This window comes from Brevundimonas sp. G8 (genome assembly GCF_902506205.1).
Lineage (GTDB): Bacteria > Pseudomonadota > Alphaproteobacteria > Caulobacterales > Caulobacteraceae > Brevundimonas.
This window is the reverse complement of record NZ_LR732816.1, coordinates 1155162-1177269: the sequence shown is the minus strand read 5'-3', so window position 1 is coordinate 1177269 and position 22108 is coordinate 1155162. Positions and strand designations below refer to the sequence as shown.

Genomic DNA, 22108 nt, shown 5'->3' with positions numbered 1-22108 from the left:
TGGTGCCTTATTCCTGCCATGGAGTGGGCTGCACGCGCGATCGGGGTGTTCTACGTCTTGGGCGGACTGATGCTTATGTATCAGGCTTGGCTCAACTGGCGTCTGCAACGGGCCTTGTCCGGCCTGATCTCCGTTCCGACCAATGATCAGGTCGCTGACGGGGTTATCGCCTTGGGCGGGGTGCTGGTCCTGGCGTCCGGCGCGGCGCTTGCGGCGCTCAGCGCCTGGGCGGTCGTCGCCTTCCTGGCGGGATGGGGCATCCAGGCAGCCTATCTGTTGTGGGCCAACCGTTCCGATCTGAACGATCCCGCCGCCGCCGGCCGCCGGCGCTCGGTCCACGCCTTCCTGGGCTACACCGCCGTCACCGGCCTGGTGCTGTGGCTGCCGGTCGCCGGCGTGCTGGGCTGATCAGCCGAACTCGGCTTCCAGGTCCGCCAGGCGCGCGGCCTGATCCTCGGCGATCAGGGCGTTCAGCAGGGGGTCGATGTCGCCTTCCATGATCTGGGCCAGGCTGTGCAGGGTCAGGTTGATGCGGTGATCGCTGACCCGGCCTTGCGGATAGTTGTAGGTGCGGATCCGTTCCGACCGGTCGCCCGATCCGACCTGGGACTTGCGCGTATCGGACCGGGCCAGGTCCTTGGCCTGGCGCTGCATGTCGTACAGGCGCACGCGCAGGTTCTTCATCGCCTTGTCTCGGTTGACGTGCTGGGACTTCTCCGACGAGGTCACCATGATGCCGGTGGGCAGGTGGGTGATGCGCACGGCGGAATCGGTCGTATTGACGTGCTGACCGCCCGAGCCGGAGGCGCGGAAGGTGTCGATGCGGATGTCCTTGTCGTGGATTTCGATCTCGACGTCCTCGACCTCGGGCAGGACCGCGACCGTCGCCGCCGAGGTGTGGATGCGCCCCTGCGACTCGGTCGTCGGCACGCGCTGCACCCGGTGGACGCCGCTCTCGAACTTCAGCCGGCCGAACACGCCGTCGCCGGTGACCGTGGCGATGATTTCCTTGTAGCCGCCAGCGTCGCCCTCGGTCGCCGAATCCAACTCGATCCTCCAGCCGCGCGTGGAGGCGTAGCGGGAGTACATGCGGAACAGGTCGCCGGCGAAAAGAGCCGCCTCGTCGCCGCCGGTGCCGGCGCGCACTTCCAGCACGGCCGAGGCGTTCTCGTCGGCGTCGCGCGGGGCCAGCAGCAGGGCCACCTCGCGTTCCAGGCCCGGCAGGGTTTCACTCAGGATCTGCAGCTCGTCCTGCGCCATCGCCGCCATTTCGGGGTCGGCCGTCATGGCTTCCAGGTCCGCCATCTCGGCGCGGGCGCGGGCCAGGCCCTGAACCGCGTCGGCCACGGGCTTCAGTTCGGCATGTTCCTTGGACAGGCGCACGATCTCGGCGCCGTCGGTGACCGCGCCCATGCGCGCTTCGACTTCGTGGAAGCGGTCGAGCACCTGATCGAGACGGGCCTGGGGCAGTCGCAAGACGGAAATATCCTGAGGAAACGCAAGGGGCCGTCCTTACCCGCCGGGGGCGGTCGTGTCGATTGCAAGCCGTCTCACCGACCGGGCGCCGCGCTTGTGATCGGCGATAACGCCACGGTCACGATGGCGTCAGAGGCGGTTACGAAGAGGGGTTCAACCGCTTAGCTGGCCATGAGCAATCGTGAGGAGGACGCATGTTCGATCGCCCGCCCCTATCTAAACCCGATACGGCTCAATTCGACACCGACCCTGTCGCCGACAGCGTCGAACGCCTTTGCCGCCTGTACGATACCCGCCTGGCCGAGACCGGCGGGGACCTCTCACCTGAAGACGCCCGGGAGCTGAACGCCATGGCCGCCATCTATGATCTGGACACCGACCGCCCCTCGACCGAGGTCTGGCGCGACCTGCGCGCCGTCGTCACGCGTCAGGCGCCGCTGGACGCCACGCCGCCGACCGATGTCGAGGCCCTGACCTTGCTGGTGGTCGAGGACGATCCCGACGCCGCCGCCTCCCTGACCGAGCTGTTGACCGAGGCGGGCCACAGCGTCGTCGGCCCCTTCCACAGCGCGGCGGCGGCCGAGGCGGCGGCGGCGCTGCACAGCCTCGACGCGGCCCTGCTGGACATCAATCTGTCGGGCGAGATGACCGGGGTTGAACTGGCCCAGGTGCTGACCGGACGTTGGGACGTGCGGGTGATCTTCATCTCCGGCGATGTCGCCGCCGCTGCCCGAAACGCCGACATGGCCGAGGCCCTGGTGCTGAAACCCTACAACGGCGCCCAGATCCTTGAGGCCGTGGCCCGTCTGGGGCGCACGGCCTGAGATCGTCCGCACCGGCGAACGGCGTCTTGCGTCCGGCGTCCGGTCGGGCGATCACGGACCATGCTGTCGAACCGGTCCCGCTACGCCCTGCGCGCCATGGTCCATCTGGCCGGTCTTCCGGGCGGGGGACCGGCCACCATCGCCGAGATCGCCGAGGCGGCGGCGGCCCCGCGCAAGTTTCTGGAGGCCATCCTGCTGGACCTGCGACGCCAGCATCTTTTGGTGTCGAAACGGGGCAGGGCGGGCGGCTACGCGCTGGCGGCCCCGGCCGACGCCATCAGCTTCGCCGACGTCATCCGCGCGCTGGAAGGACCGCTGGCTCTCGCGCCTTGCGCCTCTCGCACCGCCTATGGCCCGTGCGAGACCTGCCCGGATGTAGAGACCTGTCCTCTTCAACCCGTGCTTCAGGACGGGCGCGACGCCATCGCGGCGGTGTTCGAGGGACGAACCCTTCTGCAAGCCGCCGCCAATTCTTCTCCTATTGACCGACTAGGGAAATAAACCGCACCGTTCGTCCGCGTTTCAGGGGCCGCCCATGCAAGATTTTCTCCTCTTTCTCCTCGTCGGTTTCCTGGCCCAGATCGTGGATGGGGCGCTGGGCATGGCCTATGGCGTCATATCCTCGACCGTGCTGCTGTCGTTCGGCGTGCCGCCTGCGACGGCGTCGGCCAGCGTCCATGCGGCCGAGGTCTTCACCACGGCGGCGTCGGCCGGATCGCACACGGTCAACAAGAACGTGAACTGGAAGCTGTTCGTGCCCCTGGCCCTTGGCGGGGTCGTGGGCGGAAGCATCGGGGCCTTCGTCCTGACCAGCATCGACGGCGACGTGATCCGGCCGTTCATCACCGCCTATCTGGCCGTCATGGGTTTGGTGATCATCTGGCGCGCCACCCGCCAGACGCGCGAGCGAATCTTCCCGCGCAAGTTCGCCGGGCCTCTGGGCCTGGTCGGCGGCTTCTTCGATGCGGTGGGCGGCGGCGGTTGGGGCCCTACGGTCACCACCACCCTGGTCGGCACGGGGCAGGACCCGCGCGCCTCGATCGGCACCACCAATACGGCCGAGTTCTTCGTCACCTCGGCCATTTCCGCCACCTTCCTGGTCGCCCTGCTGACGGGCCACTGGCAGGAGGCCGAGGGCTTCTCCACCCACGCCATGGCGGTGCTGGGCCTGATCATCGGCGGCCTGATCGCCGCGCCCTTCGCCGGCATCATCGCCCGCATCGCTCCGCGTCGCGTGCTGACCTACGGCGTCGGCGCCGTGGTGCTTCTGTCCGCCGGCTATCAGGCCCTGCGGCTGTTCAACGTGATCTGAAACGAAAAGAGGCGGCGGTACGAACCCGCCGCCTCTTCTTTATCCTGTCCTACGGCTCAGCGAGCGCGGGCGCGGAAGCGGGTCAGGAATTCCTTGATGTTCTCGCGGATCGCCGCCTCGTTAGCCATGCGAAGACGTTCGCCTGCAACGAGGGCCTGACCCATCGTCGCCGTTCCGGTCGCACCGACCGTTTCGTCGAAGACGGTGCGTTCGCCACGAGCGACCGTGTAGCGAACCTGGCTGGTGACCGTCATGTCGAAGCCGGCCAGCGGCTGCTTCAGGTTGATCAGCGACGCCGAGACGGTCATGGGTTGGCCTTCGCTTCCCATATAGCCGGCTGCGGCCAACGAGCCTTCGAGCGCGGTCTTGAAGTCCGCATTCGAGACCTGTGAGGTCCACAGCGGGTTGGTGCTCTGACCTCCGGAAACCGTCACGCTGGTTACCGAGCGATAGCCCAGGTCCCCCGCTGAGGCCGTCAGGCCCGGGGTCGCCGCCAAGGTCATCATGGCGGGGTTGGACGGCGTGGCGCAGGCCGCGACGCCCATCAGGGCGGCGACCAGGCCAGCGGCTGCGATGCGGCGGATCATCATTCGCCGCCAGCCGAAGTTGCGGCGGGCGCGCGGGCGGCCGCCGCTTCCTCGGCGGGCGTGAGCAGGACGACGGTCAGCGGATTGGGCTTCAGGTCATTCAAGGCCCCGGATGAGGCGTCGACGGCTCCGCCGATCAGGCCGCCGACCAGAACGTTTCCAGCCAAGGCCGCGCCGCCGGCGCCGGACATGCTGCTGGTCACCTCGTGGGTCTGCGAGACATAGCCCTCCTTGGACACGGTGATGTTGAACGCGTCCTTGCGCGACATGCGGAAGGTGCAGGGCGTCGCCGCGCACTCGAAACCGTTCGACGTGCTGGCCTGAGCGCCGGGTGGCGTGCTCTCGACGGTGAACTCCTGCGTCGTGCCGCGTGTCATGGTCGCACACGCGGGCAGGGAAAGCGCCACGCCGACCAGCGTGAACGCACGCGCGCCAAAGCGCGCGACAGTCTTGGAAATCATGGAAACCCTCGATGAAATAGGGTCCGGCCTCCCCAGGCGGGCCTATAGCCTAGGTTGCACTTTCATTATCGAGCGTCAATCACGGAACGGTGAAGTTTGAAAGCGAGGGTGCGGCGAGGCGCCGCAGGCCTATTCTGCCGCTTCCAGCGGTGCCCGCGCCGCGTCCAGTTCGGCGGCCTTCTGCTCCACAAGATCGACGATGTGGTCGATCATGCCGTCGTTGGCCTGTTTGTGGGCGATCTTGCCGTTCAGATAGATCATGCCCGCGCCCTTGCCGCCGCCAGTGAAACCGACGTCGGTGTAGAGGGCCTCGCCCGGTCCGTTCACGACGCAGCCGATGACTGACAGGCTCATCGGCGTCGAGATATGGGCCAGTTTCTCTTCCAGCACCGCCACCGTCTCGATGACGTTGAATCCCTGACGGGCGCAGGACGGGCAGGCGATGATGTTCACGCCCCGGTGCCGCAGGCCCAGAGACTTCAGGATGTCGAACCCGACCTTGATCTCCTCGACCGGATCGGCGGCCAGCGACACGCGGATGGTGTCGCCGATGCCGGCCCACAGCATATTGCCCATGCCGATGGCCGACTTGATGGTGCCGGTGCGCAGCGGCCCGGCCTCGGTCACGCCCAGGTGCAGGGGGCAGTCGATGACCTCTGCCAGTTGTTGATAGGCGGCGACGGTCAGGAAGGGGTCGGACGCCTTCACCGAGATCTTGAACTCGTGGAAATCGTGATCCTGAAGAATCCGGGCGTGGTTCAGCGCGCTCTCGACCATGGCGTCGGGGCAGGGCTCGCCGTATTTTTCCAGCAGCTCCTTTTCCAGGCTGCCGGCATTGACGCCGATCCGCATCGAACAGCCGTTGTCCTTGGCGGCCTGGATCACGTCGCGGACGCGGTCGGCCGAACCGATATTGCCCGGATTGATGCGCAGGCAGGCGGCGCCCGCCTCGGCCGCCTCGATGCCGCGCTTGTAGTGGAAATGGATGTCGGCGACCAAGGGGACCTTGGCCTCGCGGGCGATGGTCTTGAAGGCCTGGGTCGATTCCACGTCGGGGCAGGAGACGCGCACGATGTCGGCGCCGGCCTCTTCCAACTGGCGGATCTGGTCGACCGTCGCCGCCGCATCGGTGGTCGGCGTATTCGTCATCGACTGGACGCTGATCGGAGCGTCGCCGCCTACCAGGACGGAGCCCACGCGGATCTGGCGGCTCTTGCGGCGCTCGATATGGCGCCAGGGTCGGATGTGAGAGTGATCGCTCATGGAAGGATCATATAGGCCGATGATGACGGCGGGACCACGGCCGACGATCAGTTCGGCGTCGTGGGCGTCGGGGTCGGGGCGGCGGGGGTCGCGGAAGGTGGCGTCTGGGCCTGCGTCTGGGCTCGGGCCTGAGCCGCCTGGGCCTGGACCTGGGCGCGCGCCTGGGTCGCCGCCAACGCCCGCGCGGCCTGGTCGGCGCGGCTGTTCAACTGGGCCAGGGGCGTCAGCACCCCGGCCAGCGACCCGCCGTATTCCCCGTTCAGATAGAGGTCGAAGGCGGCCGGGTCGGACACGTCCACCGTCGCCGCCACGCCGATCGGCGCGCGCCAGGCTTCGCCCGGCGCCATTTGGCGTGCGAACAGGGCCTGACCATCGCCCAGCCGCACGACCAGAGCGCCGGCCGTCTTGGCCTGGATCACCACCATGGAGGCGTTGGCGGAGGCGCCATAGACGGCGCCGCGCGGGTTGAAGGCCTTCTGTACCGGCTCGGGATTGGCGGCGGCGGCGATCGCGGCCGGATCGGTCGGATCGACCCCCGTCAGTTCGGCCTCAAGCCCGCGCGTGATGTAGAGCTCGGGCGTCGTCTGGTCGGGCGGCGCGGCCAAGGGCGCGCTCAGAGCCACCTGCGGATCGGGATCGTCGCCCTTCGCCCAGGTCTTGGGCACGGCGGCGATGTCGGAAGGGTGGGCGACCTGGTGCAGGCTGGCGCGCTGGAACACGTTCCAGCCGATGACGGCGACCACCACGGCGACGACGCCGGCGACGATGCGCGGCGAATGGCGTTTCACGTCCTCGAAGGCGATGCCGATGGGCGCCTTCAGCGGCACCGAGGTGTCGGGGCTTTCGCGCTTGAACCGCTCGACCGCCGACTGCTCGTCCACCGACAGCGCCGAGGCGTAGGCGCGCACATAGCCCAGGGCGAAGACGCGCGAGGGCAGGGACGACCAGTCGCTCTGCTCCAGCGCGGTCAGAAAGCGGCGATGCACCTTGGTCTCGGCGGCCAGCTCGGCCAGGGACTTGCCCGACCGCTCGCGCGCGGCGCGCAGGCCCTCGCCCAGGGTCGCGGCGTCGGTGAAGGCGGCCGCCGGATCCTGCCCGTCCGAAATGGTCTTGATCGCGTCGGGGGCGGCCCCCGCATTCAGCGCCATTACGCCTGACCCCATGTTCGGGAAATACTGCGCCCGAGCGCCGTCTATGTCGCCGGAGATAGACGATTGCGGGCTTGCCAGCAACGCCGCGCGTGGCCTGCCACTACCGTCGGAATCAGACTGCGACGTTCAGCTTGCGCGCCAGGGACTCGATCTCGTTGCGCACCGAGCCGGTGGACAGGTTCAGCAGGTTGGACATGCCGCGTCGCGCCGCGGTCAGGTCCGCCGACAGGATCATCCGCTTGACCGGCCCGACCCCGCCCGCCGGCGCCGACAGGCGCGTGAAGCCCAGGGTGATCAGGGCGAAGGCCTCCAGCGGTCGACCCGCCAGCTCGCCGCAGATCGACACTGGCGTGCCGGTGTCGGCGCAGGCCTTTTGGATGGTCTGGAGCGCGCGCAGGGTCGGCGGCGACAACGGATCGTAGCGGTCCGAGACCAGCGGATTGGTCCGGTCGGCGGCGTACATATATTGGAACAGGTCATTGGTGCCGATGGAGACGAAGTCCGTCAGCGGCAGAAGCGCGTCCAGGTGCCACAACAGCGACGGGCATTCGACCATGGCCCCCACGCGCAGCAGGGCCGGCAGGGCGCGCCCGCGACGCTTGGCCCAGGCGCATTCGATATCGACCAGTTCGCGCGCCGCCCGGAACTCGTCCACCGTCGCGATCATCGGGAACATGACCCGCAGCTCGCGCCCCGCCCCCGCCGCCAGCAGCGCACGAAGCTGCATCCGCAGCAGCGACGGCCGGTCCAGGCCCAGGCGGATGGCGCGCCGGCCCAGGGCCGGGTTCTCTTCGCGCTCGGCCTCCAGATAGGGCAGGACCTTGTCGCCGCCGATGTCCAGGGTGCGGAAGGTGACGGGTTTGTCGCCGGCCGCGTCCAGCACCAGCTTGTAGAGCGCCGTCTGGGCGTTCAGCCGGGGCAGTTCGTCCGAGACCATGAACTGGAACTCGGTGCGGAACAGGCCGATACCCTCGGCGCCCGTCTCGGCCATGTTCTCCAGATCGACCGCCAGGCCTGCATTGGTCAGGACCGTGATCCGCTGGCCGTCCAGGGTGACGGCGGGCACGTCGCGCAGCTGGGCGAACTCGGCCTGGCGCTGTTCGCGCACGGCCATGCGCGACTGCACGGCCTCCAGCATGTCGGGGCGGGGGCGCAGATAGGTCTCACCGGTCTCGCCGTCGGCGATGACCATGTCGCCTTCCGATAGCCGGTCGCGCAGGCCCATCAGGCGCCCGACGCACGGGATCTGCAAAGCTCGCGCGACGATGGCGGCGTGGCTGGCGGCCGAGCCTTCCTCCAACAACAGGCCCTTCAGCTTGTCGCGCGGATATTCCAGCAGGTCGGCGGGGCCGAGGTTCCTCGCCACCAGAATGGCGTCGTCGGGCAGTTCGCGCTCGCCCGGCTTGTCGCCCGCCAGCACCCGCAGCAGCCGGTTGGCCAGGTCCTCGAAGTCGTGCAGCCGTTCGCGGATATAGGGGTCGCGCGCCTGGGCGAAGCGGGCGCGGTGTTCGTTGCGCACCCGGTCCACCGCCGCCTCGGCCGTCAGGCCGTTACGCACCGCCTCTTCCAGCGACCGGTTCCAGCCCCGGTCGTCGGCGAACATGCGATAGGTTTCCAACACCTCGAACGAAGGACCAGCCAGGCCCTGGCCCTTGTCCAGCATGACGTCCAGGCCGGTCTTCAGCGTGGCCAGCGCCAGCTTCAGCCGCGCCTCCTCCATCGCCGGGTCTTCGGACAGCAGCTTTTCAGGCGGCAGCGGCGCCTCGTGCAGCACCACGCGGCCGAAGGCCAGGCCGTCCGAGAACTTCTGTCCTTTCAGTCTCTCGGGCCGGTGGGGCGCCAGTTCGACATCGCGCAGTTCGTCCAGGGCCAGCAGTTCGCCGGACGACACCGTCTCGGACAGGACCATGGCGATGGTCTGGATGTCTTCGACCTCTTCCTCGTCATAGCGCCGCTCGGTGCGGTTCTGGACGACCAGCACGCCGATGGCCCGGCCGCCGCGCAGCAAGGGGGCGCCCAGGAAGGCGTGATAAGGATCTTCGCCCGTCTCCGGCCGATAGGAGAACGACGGATGCGACGGCGCGTCCGACAGGCTGATCGGCTGGCCCAGGCGCGCCACTTCGCCGACCAGGCCCTCGCCGGGCCGCAGGCGGGTGTTGTGGACGGCGTCGGGGTTCAGGCCCTCGGTGGCGAAAAGCTCAAGCTCGCCCGAGGCGCGACGCAGATAGATGGAGCAGACCTCGGCGACCATCGACCGGGCGATGATCCTGACGACCATGTTCAGTCGGTCCTGCGCCGGCGTCGCGCCGGCGCCGGCCCCGCCCAGAGCCTCGCGGATCTGGCGCAGGAGGATCCGAGGTCCTCTGGTCATCGCGCCGCCTGCCGGCATCATGTCTCCCGCGCCCTTTTCGTGGATATAGACGCCCTGTTCAGATCACCTATACCGCGTCCAGCCCATAGGCCGCGTGCAGCGCCCTAACCGCCAGTTCGGCGTATGCGGCGTCGATCAGGACGCTGATCTTGATTTCCGAGGTCGAGATGGCCTGGAACTTGACCCCCTTGTCGGCCAGGGCCCGGAACATCAGCTGGGCGACGCCCGCATGGCTGCGCATGCCGACGCCGACGACCGAGACCTTGGCCACGTCCTCGTCGATGCGGATTTCCTCGAAGCCCAGTTGCGCCTGACCGGCGGTCATCAGCTCGGCGGCGCGCACCGCGTCGCGGCGGCCGGTTGTGAAGGTCAGATTGACCGCGCCGGCCGTGCGCGACTGGCTCTGCACGATCATGTCGACATTGACGTTGGCCTCGGCCAGACGCGTGAAGACATCGGCGGGGGCGTCCACGCGGTCGGACAGGCCCAGCAGGGTGATGCGGGCCTCGTCACGGCTCATGGTCACACCGGACACGATACGTTTTTCCACGATCTCCTCCTCGTCGCAGATCAGGGTTCCACCCTTGTCGGGCATGACGCCATTCGCGTCGGGTTCGATAAAGCTAGACAGCACGCGCACCGGCACCTGTTTGGCCATGGCGAGCTCGACCGAGCGGGTCTGCAGCACCTTGGCCCCCAGCGACGCCATTTCCAGCATCTCCTCGTAGGACACCTTGGCCAGGCGGCGCGCGCGGCTCTCGATGCGCGGGTCGGTCGTATAGACGCCGTCCACGTCGGTATAGATGTCGCAAGGCGCGCCCAGGGCCGCCGCCACGGCGACCGCCGAGGTGTCCGAGCCGCCCCGGCCCAAGGTGGTGATCTTGCCGTCCGTCGTCACGCCCTGGAAACCGGGGACGATGGCGATCTCGCCAGAATCGACGGCCTCGCCCAGCTTCTCGCCGGGGATGTCGATGATGCGGGCGCGGGCGTGGGCGTCGTCGGTGATGATCGGCACCTGCCAGCCCATCCACGAGCGGGCGTTGAAGCCCATGTTGCGCAGGGTCGCGGCCAGCAGACCCGAGGTCACCTGCTCGCCAGAGGCGACCACCACGTCGTATTCGTCGTCGCTGAGCGGGAGGCCGGCGCCGGCCGGACCCGCGCCGTCGGTCCAGGCGACCAGTTCGTTGGTCTTGCCCGCCATGGCGGAGACGACGACGGCGACCTTCTTGCCCGCAGAAACCTCTGCCGCGACGATCCGCGCCGCACGGCGAATGCGTTCGAGGTCGCCCATCGAGGTGCCGCCGAACTTCATCACCAGTCGTGTCGTATCGGATCGTGAAGAATCAGGCCGCGTCATCGTGGCGTTCCGCCCCCTGCTTGCGTGAAAGGGCGCGAAGGTTCATCCCTCGCGTCATGACCGCTTCTAGCGACGCCGCACCGTCTCGCCTACCCCGCGAAGGGCATGGTTTTTCGCAAAATTCGCCCGAAGGCGCATTCGGCGCATCGATCGACCCCGCCGACGTGGCCCGCTTCTCGGCCCAGGCCGCCGAATGGTGGGACGCTAAAGGGCCGTTCGCGCCCCTGCACCGGTTCAATCCGGCCCGGTTGGCCCTGATCCGCGACCAGCTTTGCACCCGCCTTGGCCGCGATCCCAGGGCGCGCGCGCCCTTTGAGGGGCTGACCCTGCTGGACGTCGGCTGCGGCGGCGGACTGATCGCCGAGCCGATGCGGCGGATGGGCTTTGCCGTCACCGCCATCGACGCCTCGTCCGAGAATATCGGCACGGCGCGAGCGCACGCCGACATGGTCGGGCTGGACATCGCCTATCGCGCCGCCACGGTCGAACAGATCGAGGCTGAGGGCGCGGGGCCGTTCGACGTAGTCCTGACGATGGAGGTGATCGAGCATGTCGCCGATCCTGAGGCCTTCGTTCGCGCCTGTTCGCGCCTGGTCCGGCCGGGCGGGGTGATGATGGTCGCCACGCTGAACCGCACCTTGAAGTCTTTGGCCCTGGGCAAGGTGGCGGCGGAATACATCCTGCGCTGGGTGCCGGCCGGGACGCACGACTGGCGTCAATTCCTCAAGCCCGAAGAGATCCGCGCGATGCTGGCCGCCGAGCCGGTTACGGTCGAAGGGCCGTACGGCCTGAACTACGACCCGCTTCACGACCGCTGGAGCCAGACCGACGACGCGGGCATCAACTACATGATGGTCGCCACGCGGGGCGCATGACGGGGGTCGTCATCACAGGTGGGCCCGGTTCGGGCAAGACCAGCCTGATCGAGGCGCTGGCGGACGCCGGACACCCCGTCGAACCCGAAGCCGGGCGCGCAATCATACGCCGGCAACAGGCGGAAGATGGCCAGGCCCTGCCTTGGCGAGACCGCGCCTTGTTTGCGCGGCGCATGCTGGAACATGACATCGAAGCCCACGAACGCAGTCGATCAGCCGCAGGTCTGGTATTTCATGATCGCGGCGTGCCGGACGTCATCGGCTATCTGACCCTGTGCGGCCTGCCGATTCCCGATCACCTGTCCCAGGCGGCGGCCGCCCTGCGATATCATCCCAAGGTTTTCATCGCCCCGCCCTGGCCCGAGATTTTTGGACAGGATGCAGAGCGGCGTCAGGATTTCGACGAGGCGAAACGCACCTTCGACGCCATGGCCGCCGTCTATCCGACCTATGGCTATGAGCTGGTGGAGATGCCGAAGGCGACCGTCGCAGAGCGGGCCGCCTTCGTTCTCGATCATCTCGGTCTGGTCTAAGCGTCAGACCTTCTCGGCCCGTTTGCGCGTCCAGCTGTAGAGGCCGAATACCGCCGCCGCGAAGGCGACGATCCCGGCCAGCATGGCGGGCCAGCCGGAGCCTTCGGGAATCATGGCGAAGGGGGCGTCGCTGTTCGTGCCGACGATGACGCTGGCGTAGAAGACGCCGAACAGGCTCTCGCCCACGATCAGGCCGGACGCCAGCAGCACGCCCATGCGGCGCGCCACATCGGCGAACCGGGTCGTCTTGACTGCCTTGTCGTAGACCCAGCCGACCACGGCGCCGATGACCAGCATCGTCGTCACGGCCGCCGGCAGATAGAAGCCGATGCCCACGGCCAGCGGCGGCAGCTTGATCTTGCCCTTGGTCGATTTGGACACGACGGCGTCCAGCACGATGATGACCACGCCGATCACCGCGCCCAGGCCGATCAGGTCCCAGCGCAGGTCGCCGCCGATGACGCCACGCGCCAGGGCCGAGATCAGCGTCGCCTGAGGCGCCGCCAGCGGCTCGTTGGCGATGCCGGGGGGGCCGCCCTCGAACCCGAAGGCGCCGTTCAGCTTGTTCAGGATGAAGGGGATGACCAGGGCGCCGGCGATGACGCCGACGATCAGGGCGACCTGCTGGCGCCAGGGCGTGGCGTCGACCAACTGGCCGGTCTTCAGGTCCTGAAGGTTGTCGTTGGCGATGACGGCGACCGCGAACACCACGGCCGTCACGATCAGGGCGAAGGCGATGATGGAGCCGTCGGCCGGCACCCCCGCGATCTTCATCACGCCCAGCATCAGCAGCGAGGCGACGATGATGGCCAGGATGCCGACGCCGGACACCGGGCTGTTCGACGACCCGATCAGGCCGGCCATATAGCCGCAGATGGCCGCGACCGCGAAGCCGATCAGCACGACATAGATCAGACCGCCGATGACCAGCAGGGGCGCGGACGCCGCCAGCGTCGGCGAGGCCAGGGCGATCCAGGTCAGCAGGCCCGCGATGGCGATCAGGGCCGCAACCGAGACGGCGCCGACGATCTTGATGGGAATATCCTGTTCCGTGCGCTCCAGCACCTCGCCGTGCGAGCGCTTGGACTGGGCCGCCAGGGCCGAGGTCAGGCCGCCAATCAGAGGTCCGGCCAGCTTGATCAGGGTCCAGATGGCCGCCACGCCGATGACGCCGGCGCCCATGAAGCGAACTTCACGGCTCCAGACCGTCATGGCCAGTTCCTCGGCGGGCGTCCCGGCCGGCAGGCTCGCGGCGATCGACGGCAGGCCGTGCGACGTCAGCCAGGCGATGGTGTCGGGGCTGGTCAGGATGGGCACGGCGATGACCCAGGCCAGGATCAGACCGAACAGCTGGGCCAGGCCGACCGTCAGGCCGATCAGATGCCCGGCGCCCAGCAGGGCGAACTGCATGCCGAAGCCGACGCCGGTCGCGCCGCCGCCCAGGGCGGCCGGAAGCTTGAAGAACCTGGCCGCTTCACCCGCGAACACACGGCCCGCGACCAGCAGCGCGTAACCGGACGACACCACGGCGCCGGCGACAACGACCCACAGGCCGGACTTGTTCTCGCGCACCGCGCTTTCGGTCTGTTCCGCGCCGCGCGAGCCGACCTTCAGCACCTCGGCGGCGGCGACGCCTTCGGGGTAGGGCAGGCCGCCGTTGGTCACCAGGGCGCGTCGCAGCGGGATCGAGAAGGTCACCCCAAGGATGCCGCCGAAGATGCAGATCAACGTTGATTCCCAGAACGGAAACTCCAGCCACCAGCCGATCATAACCAGGCCGGGCAGGACGAAGATGATCGAACTCATGGCGCCGCCGACCGAGGCGACGGTCTGGACCGTCATATTCTCCCAGATGGTCGAGGTGCGGAAACCGCGCAGGATGGCCATCGAAATGACCGCCGCCGGAATGGCCGAGGCGAAGGTCAGACCCACCTTCAGGCCCAGATAGGTGTTGGCGGCGGTGAAGACCACCGCCAGCAGCACCCCCAGCACGATGGCGCGAAGGGTGAGTTCAAGCCGGCCCTTAGGGGCGGCGGCGGCGTCTGTCATCGGCGAATTCCCACGTTCGCGGCGGACGTAAGCGCATTATGTCGCAGGCGGCAACTGGTCTCAGGCGGTTGCGATGTTCAGGACACGGAGCTTGCGCCGGCGAAGGGCCGCCGATGCGACCTTCAGGCCGCGATAAAGCAGGGCCAAAACCAAGGCCGTCACGGCCCAGGACAGCAGCACGTCTGACAGGAAATGGCCGCCGAAGACGATGCGGTTGGCCGACAGGCTGATGGCGTAGGCCAGGGCCAGTCCGCCCGCCACAGGCCGCCAGCGACGCGGCGCCAACACCAGAGCCGCCGCCACCATCCAGGCCGCGCCGGCGCCCTCGCCCGAGATGAAGGAACAGTTGGACTGGCACGCCGTGCTGGGCAGCCAGGCGGCCGTGAAGGCGTCGTCGCCGCCGAACAGCCGCACGTCGATCGGGCGTGCCCGACCCCAGAGTTCCTTGAACAGGCTATTGACCACCAATCCCGGCCCCAGGGCCAGGCCCGAGATCACGAACAAGGCCCGCCGCCCGGCCAGATCGGCCTTTCGCCGCCGCAGCAACCGCCAGATCCACCGCCCGATCGCCGCCAGCAACATCAGCGACATCACCAGGGTCGAGCTCTTGCGCAGGGCGCGCAGCACGGGATCGTCGGCCAGATAGAAGCCGTCCCGCGTCCGGTGGAACAGGCCGCTGACCGCCAGGTCCATGCCGGGGAACATCAGGAAGGCGGCGCTCAGTCCCACGATGGCGGCGGCGGCGAGGATGGCCGTTTCCTCGCTGGACAGCCGCATCCGCCATCGAAAGGCGGCAGGTTTTCGCAGGGTCGGCGGGACGGCGTCTGCGGTGAAGTCCGTCATGATCGTCCCCGGATCATCGCACGCCCTCCATGCCCTCAAGGCGTGTCGCCGCGATGTCGATCCTGCGACGACCCCATGATGCGCGACCTAGCTTGGCGGGCGCACGCGGGCGGGCTACGACGCCTGATGCCTGAACTTCCCGAGGTCGAAACCGTCCGACGCGGCCTGACGCCGGTGCTGGAGGGTGCGCGGCTGTCGCGGATCAGGATCAACCGGCCCGACCTGCGTTTTCCCTTCCCCGAGCGGTTCGTCGAACGGCTGGAGGGGGCGACGGTCCAGCGGATCGACCGGCGGGCCAAATATCTGCTGATGCCGCTGTCGACCGGCGAGACCTGGATCACCCATCTGGGCATGACCGGCCGCTTCACCCTGGACGGAACGCTGCTGGGCGAGTTCGAGGAGGCGGCGCCCATCGCGGGCAAGCACGAACATTTCAGCGGCTGCGCCGTCCGCGACGGCTCCGCAACCCGCATCGGCTACGCCGACGCCCGCCGGTTCGGCTTCATGGGCCTGATCCCCACCGACCAGGTCGAGACCCATCCGTGGTTCGCCGGCCTGGGCCCAGAACCCCTGGGCAACGGCTTCTCCGGCGCGCATCTGGTCGAGGCCTTCTCCGGCAAGAAACAGAACATCAAGGTCAGTCTGCTGGATCAGCGGATCGTGTCCGGCCTGGGCAATATCTATGTGTGCGAGGCGCTTTACCGCGCCCGCATCTCGCCCCTGGTCGCGGCCGGATCGGTGTCCAAGGCCCGGCTGGAGCGACTGGCGACCGAGGTCCGCAACGTCCTGAACGACGCCATCGCGGCGGGCGGCTCGACGCTGCGCGACTTCGCCAACGCCGAAGGCGGTCAGGGCTATTTCCAGCACCGGTTCGACGTCTATGGCCGCGAGGGCGAGCCGTGCAGAGGCGAGAAATGCACCGGCGTGGTCGCCCGCATCGTCCAGGGCGGCCGCTCCACCTTCTACTGCCCCTCCTGCCAGAAGGCGTAAGGCCATGAGCGACCGCATCTGCCTGTTGCGCGGCGTCAATGTGGGCGGGGTCAAGGTTCCCATGGCCGAGCTGAAGGCCATCGCCGTCGAGGCCGGTTTCGGCGACCCCCGCACCCTGCTGGCCAGCGGCAATCTGGTGGTCGAGAGCGACGCCGATCCGGCCGATGTCGAGGCGCGGCTGGAGCAGGGGATCGTCGCCCACTTTGGCCGCCCCATCGACGTGATCGTGCGCACGCCCGGTCAGTGGGCCGCGCTGATGGCCGCCAATCCGTTCGTGAACGAGGCCGGTCTCGACGGCTCCAAACTGCTGGTCATGGTGATGAAGGCGGGGATCAAGGACGGCGCGGTCGAGGCGTTGCGCGGCTTCGCGGCCGGCGACGAACGGGTCGAACCGGTCGGCGGCGACCTGTTCTTCTGGCATCCCGACGGTCTGGGTCGGTCAAAGGTGGCGGAAAAGGCCCAGCCGCGCCTGATCGGCGTCGGCACCGGCCGCAACTGGAACACGGTGCAGAAGTTGGCCGCCATGGTCGGGCTGTAGAGACGCCTTCATCTCGACGCCGATTTCGTGCCAGATCGTCTAATGACCCTACGCCAGCAACATCTGTGGATCGCCATCGTCACGACGCTGGGCGTCTGGGGGCTCTATGTCTGGCAGTTACTCGAACGCGTTTGGGTCGGCGACCTGAAGACGACCGGTTTCGCTGGCGAGATGGGCGGGCTGTTCCTGTTCGGTCTGCTGTTGATCGGGATCGCCGAGGGGGCGCTGACCCTGATCGCCCGGCTACTGCCGCATGCCGACACACGTGACGGCGCGGCAGAGCGCAAGGCGTCGCTGCAGGCCAGCCACGTCTCGCTGATGGCGCTGATCGGTATGGTCACGGTGGTCGCCGCCGTCCTGTTCATCATCGGCTGGATCGGTCAATCCGCTACGGCGCGGCTGCTGGCGGCGACGACGCCGGCCAATCTGCTGGTGCTGATCGCCAACGGCCTGATGGGCTGCGTGGTGGTGTCGGAGCTGATCCGTTTCGCCATGACGCTCGCCCTGCTGCGCGCCAGACGTTAGACCGGGCCGAAAGAGGAGACCGACCATGGCCGACACCTATTCCAACCTGCTGATCGAACGCCACGCCGACGGCTATGCGGTGGTGACCCTGAACCGGCCCGAGGCGCTGAACGCCCTGAACTCCGCCCTGTTCAAGGACCTCGCCGACTTCCTGGACGCCGTCGAATATGACGACAGTGTCCGCTGCCTGATCCTGACCGGCTCGGGCGAAAAGGCCTTCGCCGCCGGCGCTGACATCAAGGAGATGGCGGATCAGACCTATGCCCAGATGTACACGGGCAACTATTTCGCCCTCGGCCACGACCGCATCACCCGGTTCAGGAAGCCGATCATCGCGGCCGTCAACGGCTTCGCCCTGGGCGGCGGCTGCGAACTGGCCATGCTTTGCGACTTCATCGTCGCCAGCGAGAAGGCGAAGTTCGGTCAGCCCGAGATCAACCTCGGCGTCGCCCCCGGCATCGGCGGCTCGCAGCGCCTGACTCGTCTGGTGGGCAAGTCCAAGGCCATGGACATGGTCCTGACCGCCCGCATGATGGACGCGACCGAGGCGGAGCGCGCCGGTCTCGCCTCGCGCGTCTTCCCCCACGACACCCTGATGGACGAGACGCGCAAGATCGCCGCCAGGATCGCCTCGCAAAGCCCGCTGGCGGTCATGGCCAACAAGGAGATGGTCAATGCCGCCCTTGAGACGACCCTGACGCAAGGCGTCCAGTTCGAGCGCCGCCTGTTCCACTCCCTGTTCGCCTTCGAGGACCAGAAGGAGGGCATGTCCGCCTTCGTCGAAAAGCGCAAACCCGACTTCAAGGGGCGATAAGCCGCAACGCGCCGTCAACCGATCGCCGTGATCGGGCGTTAGGGGCGAATGATGATCCGTCTCTTCGTTTCGCTTATGGCGACCCTGTTCGTTCTCGTCCCCGCCGCCGTTCAGGCTCAGGCTCCCGTTCAGCCAGCCGCGTTCAGCTCCAGCCGGATCATCGTCGAGACGCGCGGGACGGGGCCGGACATCATATTCATTCCGGGTCTGGGTTCGACTGGCGCGGCATGGCGTTCGACGGCGGATCGGCTGGACGACCGCTACCGGGTGCATCTGGTCACGGTGCGCGGCTTTGGCGAGACGGACATCGGCGGCAATGTCAGCGGCGGCCTGGCCGGACCGGCGGCCAGCGAGATCGAACGCTATATCCGTGAGCAGCGTATCGACCGTCCCGCCGTGATCGGCCATTCGCTGGGCGGTCAGATCGCCCTGCGCGTCGCCGCCGACATGGGCGACCGTATCGGGCGGGTGATGGTGGTCGATTCCTCGCCCTTCTTCCCGTCGCTGGTGGATGCCCGCGCAACCTCGGCCCAGGTCGAGCCCCTGGCGCGGCTGGGCTATCAGGCCCTGCTGCTGTTCGGCGACCAAGCGCTGAAGTCCCAGGTCGCGGCCTTTGGCGTGGACATGGGTCTGGCCGGCGACATGGTGTTCCAGGGGCTGGGCCTTCAGGGCGGCGACCGGCGCGTCCTGGCCCAGGGCCTGTATGAAGCCCTGACGGTGGACCTGCGCCCGCGCCTGTCCCAGATCACCGCCCCGGTGACGGTGGTTTATGGCTGGACCCGCGATACCGAGGCCCCCCGCAATCGGCTGGAAGGCCTCTATCGTTACGGCTTCGAGGGCCTGCCGCGCACCGCGCGGTTCGAGCGGATCGAAGGCGCCCAGCACCAGGTGATGATCGAACAGCCACAGCGGTTCCTGGCGGCGGTTCAGCGGTTCCTGAGCTGATCCTTCAGTCCGTCAGCGCGTCGATCACGACGCCCTCGGTCAGCAGTTGCGGCAGGATCTCCGGCTCGGCCTGACCGGGGCGATACAACAGATACAGCGGCACGCCCGAACGGCCGTGGGCCTGAAGTTCGCGCGTGATGGAGTCGTCGCGACGGGTCCAGTCGCCGACCAGATAGGCGGCGTTCGCCTGCGTCATCGCCTTGGCGACGCGGGGCGAAGACAGAGCCGCGCGCTCGTTGATCTTGCAGGTCACGCACCAATCGGCGGTCAGATTGACCAGCACGGGCCGGCCCGCCGCCGTCGCCTCGCTTACCGCCGCGGCCGACCAGGGCCGGGCGGCGAGAGGGCCGCTCTCGCCCCGGGGCGCGGCGTCGGCATCCCGCGTGGCGCCGGCCGCAACGCCCGCCAATCCGATGGCCATGACGCTGGCGACGGTTGCGCAGATCGTGGCCAGTACGGGCCGCTCTTCCCTCTGGCGGGCGGCCTGGGCCAGCCCCCACAGCCAGGCGGCGAAGGCCAGCAGCAGCGCCGCCGTCAGCAGCAGACCCAGCGCATCCACGCCGCCCTGCCGCGTGAACACCCACAGCAGCCACAGCGCCGCCCCATACATGGGAAAGGCCAGCAGCCCCTTGAGGCGCTCCATCCACACGCCCGGTCGCGGCAAGCGCACCAGCAAGCCCGGCGATAGGCTGATCGCCAGATAGGGCAGGGCCAGGCCCAGCCCCAGCATCAGAAACACCGCCAGGGCCATCGGCCAAGGCAGGACCAACGCCGCGCCCAGGGCCGCCGCCATGAAGGGCGCGGTGCAGGGCGCCGCGACCACCACGGCCAGCACGCCGGTGAAGAAGGCGCCCGCCGCGCCGGGCAGGCGGGACAGAGGCCCCGACCCGGCGTTCTGCATCCCTGCGCCGACATGGAAGACGCCCGACAGGTTCAGCCCGACCAGCAGCATGACCAGAGCCAGGGCCGCGACCACGCCTGGCGACTGAAGCTGGAACCCCCAGCCGATGGCCTGACCCGCCGCCCTCAGCGCCAGCAGCGCCCCCGCCAGCACCAAGAAGCTGACCAGCACCCCGGCGGTGAAGGCCACCCCATCACGCCGCGCCCGCGCCGGATCGTGCGCCGCCGCCGACAGCGATGCCGCCTTCATCGCCAGGACGGGGAAGACGCAGGGCATCAGGTTCAGCACCAGCCCGCCCAGCAGCGCCAGTCCCAGGGCTTGGAGAAAGACCAGAACGCCGGTCCTGGCCGGCGCCGATGTCGCATCGTCCAGCGGCGCCAGCACACCCTGCCCCTGCGCGCCGGCCAGCGGCGCACCGGGTTGGGCCGTGATCTCCCACGCGCCCTTGTCGGTCGCCAGGACGCCGCTCAGGGGCGAAGACGCCGCCTCACGGCCGGGCGTCAACGTCACGCTCACGCCGTGCGGTCCCCGGCTTCCCGGCTGGACCGCTGCGTGGTCTACCCGTCCGCCGTCGAACGGATAGAAATAGACCTGGCCGATGTCGGCGCCTGACAGCGGGCCGCCCGTCGCGGTCAAAACCAGCTTGCCGGCCTGGGCGGTGACGCGCGCCTCAATGCCTGCCGGGCGCGGCGCGGTCTCGACCATCCGCTCGATCTCGGCCCCCCAGGGCTTGGCAAGTGGAGCGGCGCTCTCGCGCACCGGCAGGGCCAGCGACAGGGTCAGCGGCTCGGGCACGCACATCTGGTCGCTGCACACCAGGAACAGCACGTCCGTCGTCAGGGTCAGCACTTCGCCCGGCCGCGCCGAGGCCGGCACATGGATCGGCACGGGCAGCAGAACCTCGCCCGAATAGCCGTAGTTCATCAGGCTCATCAGCCGTTGGCGGCTGGGCAGGGGCCACAGGATCGGATCGGCCGTCACACCCTCGGGCAGGGTCCAGACCAGGCTGGTCGCCCCGCCGCTGTCGCCTGGATTGCGCCAATAGGTATGCCAGCCCGGCGCGATCTTCTGACGTACGGCCACCACGGTGGTCGAACCGGGCGCGACCCATTGCGACATCGGGACCAGTTCGGCCTCGATCCGCTCGGTCCTTTGCGGGCCGAAGGCGACGAGGCCGGAAGGCTGGCTCTGGACCGGCTGGGCCTGAACCGTCGAGAGCGACAGCAGGCACAGCAACAGACCGGCGAGGAAGGCAAGGGGACGCAAAGGGCGATTTCCGACGTTGGAGGCGGCCGCAACCTAGTCCCTCGGTCGCCCCCGCGCCATCGCCCCCTTTGCCACAGATCAGCCGTCGCAGATCAGCGCGGCGAGGTCTCGATGAACACTTCCGCTCGGCGGCGCAGCAGTTCGTCCGCGCCCGAGGCGTTGACGGCGCCCGCATCGCCGGCGGCGTTCACTTCAAAGGCCGGCGCTGGCATGCCGGCCTGGGTCAGGGCTTCGGCGACCGCGAGGGCGCGCCGTTGCGACAGGCTCAGATTGGCCTCCACCGTGCCGGTCGCATCCGCCAGGCCCAGCACCCGCACGTGGTTCACGCGGCATTCCTTGGCCTTCTCGGCGGCGGTCCGCAGCAGCAGCGTGGCCGCGTCGGTCAGCTTGGCCTGGTTCTCCACGAAATAGACGTCGAACCGGCCTGAGACGCAGGGCGATTCCCCAACCACCAGCGCCGTCCGCTTCGGCGTCGGCGCGCATGCCGCCAGCAGTCCCATCGCCAGCATCGCCAGCCCAGTCGATCGCTTCATCACAGCCCTCCTCCGGCTTGGCCGGCCCATTACGCAAAAGAGGCGGCCTGTCCTTCGACAAGCCGCCCCTTCAACCTAGCGCCGGTCGCTGAGTTGCGCGACCGGCAAGTTCTTAGCGATCAATAACGGCGCTGACCGTTGTCCCAGTAGCACTCGTCCTGGCGGTTGTCGTAGCAGTAGTAGTAGCGACCTTGGCTGTCGCGATAACGCTGCTGGTTGTTGCGGTCCTGGTTCGAACCGCGGATCGCGCCTGCGGCGCCGCCCAGGGCGCCGCCGATCAGGGCGCCGGTGGCTGCGTTGCCGCCGCCGACGTTGTTGCCGATGATGGCGCCGGCGACAGCGCCGAGGCCTGCGCCGATGGCGCCTTGGCGAACGGTCTGGTTCGGGCCGGTGTTGCTGCTGTACGGGTCGCTGGCGCAGGCCGAAGCCAGAAGGCCGGCGCCGGCAATCGCGATAATCGCCTTGTTCATGGTGAAATCCTTTGTCCCTGGGTG

The 22108-nt window shown here is 68.4% G+C and carries 23 protein-coding genes; 11 read left to right on the top strand and 12 right to left on the bottom strand.

Going from position 1 to position 22108, the window contains the following annotated elements; genetic code table 11:
• The first annotated feature begins 18 nt into the window (after positions 1-18).
• Complete coding sequence (locus tag CHRYSEO8AT_RS05800; protein ID WP_159847577.1) at positions 19-408, top strand: hypothetical protein; 390 nt, start codon at positions 19-21, stop codon at positions 406-408.
• Here CHRYSEO8AT_RS05800 and prfA read toward each other — a convergent pair whose 3' ends face one another.
• Positions 409-1476, bottom strand: a complete 1068-nt coding sequence (prfA, locus tag CHRYSEO8AT_RS05795; protein ID WP_159847574.1) for a peptide chain release factor 1 — start codon at positions 1474-1476, stop codon at positions 409-411.
• 194 nt (positions 1477-1670) lie between these two features.
• Here prfA and CHRYSEO8AT_RS05790 point away from each other — a divergent pair, with 194 nt between their 5' ends.
• From CHRYSEO8AT_RS05790 to CHRYSEO8AT_RS05780, 3 genes are read left to right on the top strand one after another with little or no spacing between them, the layout of a single operon-like run.
• Entirely contained in the window at positions 1671-2300 is a 630-nt protein-coding gene (locus tag CHRYSEO8AT_RS05790) for a response regulator (RefSeq protein ID WP_159847572.1), read from the top strand.
• A gap of 60 nt (positions 2301-2360) precedes the next feature.
• Positions 2361-2801: an Rrf2 family transcriptional regulator gene (locus tag CHRYSEO8AT_RS05785; RefSeq protein WP_159847569.1), complete on the top strand. Its 441-nt coding sequence runs from the start codon at positions 2361-2363 to the stop codon at positions 2799-2801.
• A 34-nt stretch (positions 2802-2835) separates the two neighbouring features.
• Complete coding sequence (locus tag CHRYSEO8AT_RS05780; protein WP_159847566.1) at positions 2836-3612, top strand: sulfite exporter TauE/SafE family protein; 777 nt, start codon at positions 2836-2838, stop codon at positions 3610-3612.
• 56 nt (positions 3613-3668) lie between these two features.
• On the opposite strand, the gene CHRYSEO8AT_RS05775 is transcribed toward CHRYSEO8AT_RS05780, so the two are convergent.
• The 6 genes from CHRYSEO8AT_RS05775 to CHRYSEO8AT_RS05750 form a co-directional block, all read right to left on the bottom strand.
• Positions 3669-4199, bottom strand: a complete 531-nt coding sequence (locus tag CHRYSEO8AT_RS05775) for a hypothetical protein (RefSeq protein WP_159847563.1) — start codon at positions 4197-4199, stop codon at positions 3669-3671.
• Entirely contained in the window at positions 4199-4660 is a 462-nt protein-coding gene (locus CHRYSEO8AT_RS05770) for a PEGA domain-containing protein (protein ID WP_159847560.1), read from the bottom strand. Before CHRYSEO8AT_RS05770 ends, CHRYSEO8AT_RS05775 begins: the two co-directional genes overlap by 1 nt.
• 129 nt (positions 4661-4789) lie before the next feature.
• Positions 4790-5923 (bottom strand): flavodoxin-dependent (E)-4-hydroxy-3-methylbut-2-enyl-diphosphate synthase, encoded by a 1134-nt coding sequence (ispG, locus tag CHRYSEO8AT_RS05765; RefSeq protein ID WP_159847557.1) that lies wholly within the window; start codon positions 5921-5923, stop codon positions 4790-4792.
• Between the two features lie 47 nt (positions 5924-5970).
• Entirely contained in the window at positions 5971-7086 is a 1116-nt protein-coding gene (locus CHRYSEO8AT_RS05760) for a RodZ family helix-turn-helix domain-containing protein (RefSeq protein ID WP_236547440.1), read from the bottom strand.
• Between the two features lie 100 nt (positions 7087-7186).
• Complete coding sequence (gene ptsP / locus CHRYSEO8AT_RS05755) at positions 7187-9445, bottom strand: phosphoenolpyruvate--protein phosphotransferase (protein WP_370514227.1); 2259 nt, start codon at positions 9443-9445, stop codon at positions 7187-7189.
• 67 nt (positions 9446-9512) lie between these two features.
• Positions 9513-10802 carry an aspartate kinase gene (locus CHRYSEO8AT_RS05750; protein WP_159847548.1) on the bottom strand — a complete coding sequence of 430 codons (1290 nt, stop codon included), beginning with the start codon at positions 10800-10802 and terminating at the stop codon, positions 9513-9515.
• 56 nt (positions 10803-10858) lie between these two features.
• Between CHRYSEO8AT_RS05750 and ubiG the strand changes: the two genes are divergently transcribed.
• Together ubiG and CHRYSEO8AT_RS05740 are read left to right on the top strand one after the other, a co-directional pair.
• Complete coding sequence (gene ubiG / locus CHRYSEO8AT_RS05745) at positions 10859-11677, top strand: bifunctional 2-polyprenyl-6-hydroxyphenol methylase/3-demethylubiquinol 3-O-methyltransferase UbiG (RefSeq protein WP_159847545.1); 819 nt, start codon at positions 10859-10861, stop codon at positions 11675-11677.
• Positions 11674-12210 (top strand): AAA family ATPase, encoded by a 537-nt coding sequence (locus tag CHRYSEO8AT_RS05740; protein WP_159847542.1) that lies wholly within the window; start codon positions 11674-11676, stop codon positions 12208-12210. The genes ubiG and CHRYSEO8AT_RS05740 overlap by 4 nt, the downstream gene beginning before the upstream one ends.
• Positions 12211-12213: 3 nt before the next feature.
• Here CHRYSEO8AT_RS05740 and CHRYSEO8AT_RS05735 read toward each other — a convergent pair whose 3' ends face one another.
• Together CHRYSEO8AT_RS05735 and CHRYSEO8AT_RS05730 are read right to left on the bottom strand one after the other, a co-directional pair.
• Positions 12214-14259, bottom strand: coding sequence for an OPT family oligopeptide transporter (locus tag CHRYSEO8AT_RS05735; protein ID WP_159847539.1), 2046 nt, complete (start codon positions 14257-14259; stop codon positions 12214-12216).
• Positions 14260-14319: 60 nt separating this feature from the next.
• Positions 14320-15102 carry a phosphatase PAP2 family protein gene (locus tag CHRYSEO8AT_RS05730; protein ID WP_236547439.1) on the bottom strand — a complete coding sequence of 261 codons (783 nt, stop codon included), beginning with the start codon at positions 15100-15102 and terminating at the stop codon, positions 14320-14322.
• A gap of 126 nt (positions 15103-15228) precedes the next feature.
• On the opposite strand from CHRYSEO8AT_RS05730, the gene mutM reads away from it, so the two are divergent.
• The 5 genes from mutM to CHRYSEO8AT_RS05705 are packed head-to-tail and all read left to right on the top strand — an operon-like array spanning position 15229 to position 18914.
• Positions 15229-16092 carry a bifunctional DNA-formamidopyrimidine glycosylase/DNA-(apurinic or apyrimidinic site) lyase gene (mutM, locus tag CHRYSEO8AT_RS05725; RefSeq protein WP_159847536.1) on the top strand — a complete coding sequence of 288 codons (864 nt, stop codon included), beginning with the start codon at positions 15229-15231 and terminating at the stop codon, positions 16090-16092.
• A gap of 4 nt (positions 16093-16096) precedes the next feature.
• Entirely contained in the window at positions 16097-16630 is a 534-nt protein-coding gene (locus CHRYSEO8AT_RS05720) for a DUF1697 domain-containing protein (protein ID WP_159847533.1), read from the top strand.
• A 42-nt stretch (positions 16631-16672) separates the two neighbouring features.
• Positions 16673-17155: a hypothetical protein gene (locus CHRYSEO8AT_RS05715; RefSeq protein ID WP_159847530.1), complete on the top strand. Its 483-nt coding sequence runs from the start codon at positions 16673-16675 to the stop codon at positions 17153-17155.
• Positions 17156-17180: 25 nt separating this feature from the next.
• Entirely contained in the window at positions 17181-17969 is a 789-nt protein-coding gene (locus tag CHRYSEO8AT_RS05710; RefSeq protein ID WP_159847527.1) for an enoyl-CoA hydratase-related protein, read from the top strand.
• Positions 17970-18020: 51 nt separating this feature from the next.
• Complete coding sequence (locus CHRYSEO8AT_RS05705; protein ID WP_236547438.1) at positions 18021-18914, top strand: alpha/beta fold hydrolase; 894 nt, start codon at positions 18021-18023, stop codon at positions 18912-18914.
• A 4-nt stretch (positions 18915-18918) separates the two neighbouring features.
• Here CHRYSEO8AT_RS05705 and CHRYSEO8AT_RS05700 read toward each other — a convergent pair whose 3' ends face one another.
• The 3 genes from CHRYSEO8AT_RS05700 to CHRYSEO8AT_RS05690 all read right to left on the bottom strand — a co-directional run bounded on the left by CHRYSEO8AT_RS05700 (position 18919) and on the right by CHRYSEO8AT_RS05690 (position 22084).
• A complete protein-coding gene (locus tag CHRYSEO8AT_RS05700) occupies positions 18919-21081 on the bottom strand; it encodes a protein-disulfide reductase DsbD (RefSeq protein WP_159847521.1) in 2163 nt (720 codons plus the stop codon).
• Between the two features lie 92 nt (positions 21082-21173).
• Complete coding sequence (locus tag CHRYSEO8AT_RS05695; protein WP_159847518.1) at positions 21174-21614, bottom strand: OmpA family protein; 441 nt, start codon at positions 21612-21614, stop codon at positions 21174-21176.
• A 119-nt stretch (positions 21615-21733) separates the two neighbouring features.
• Positions 21734-22084: a glycine zipper domain-containing protein gene (locus tag CHRYSEO8AT_RS05690; protein WP_159847515.1), complete on the bottom strand. Its 351-nt coding sequence runs from the start codon at positions 22082-22084 to the stop codon at positions 21734-21736.
• Positions 22085-22108 lie beyond the last annotated feature (24 nt).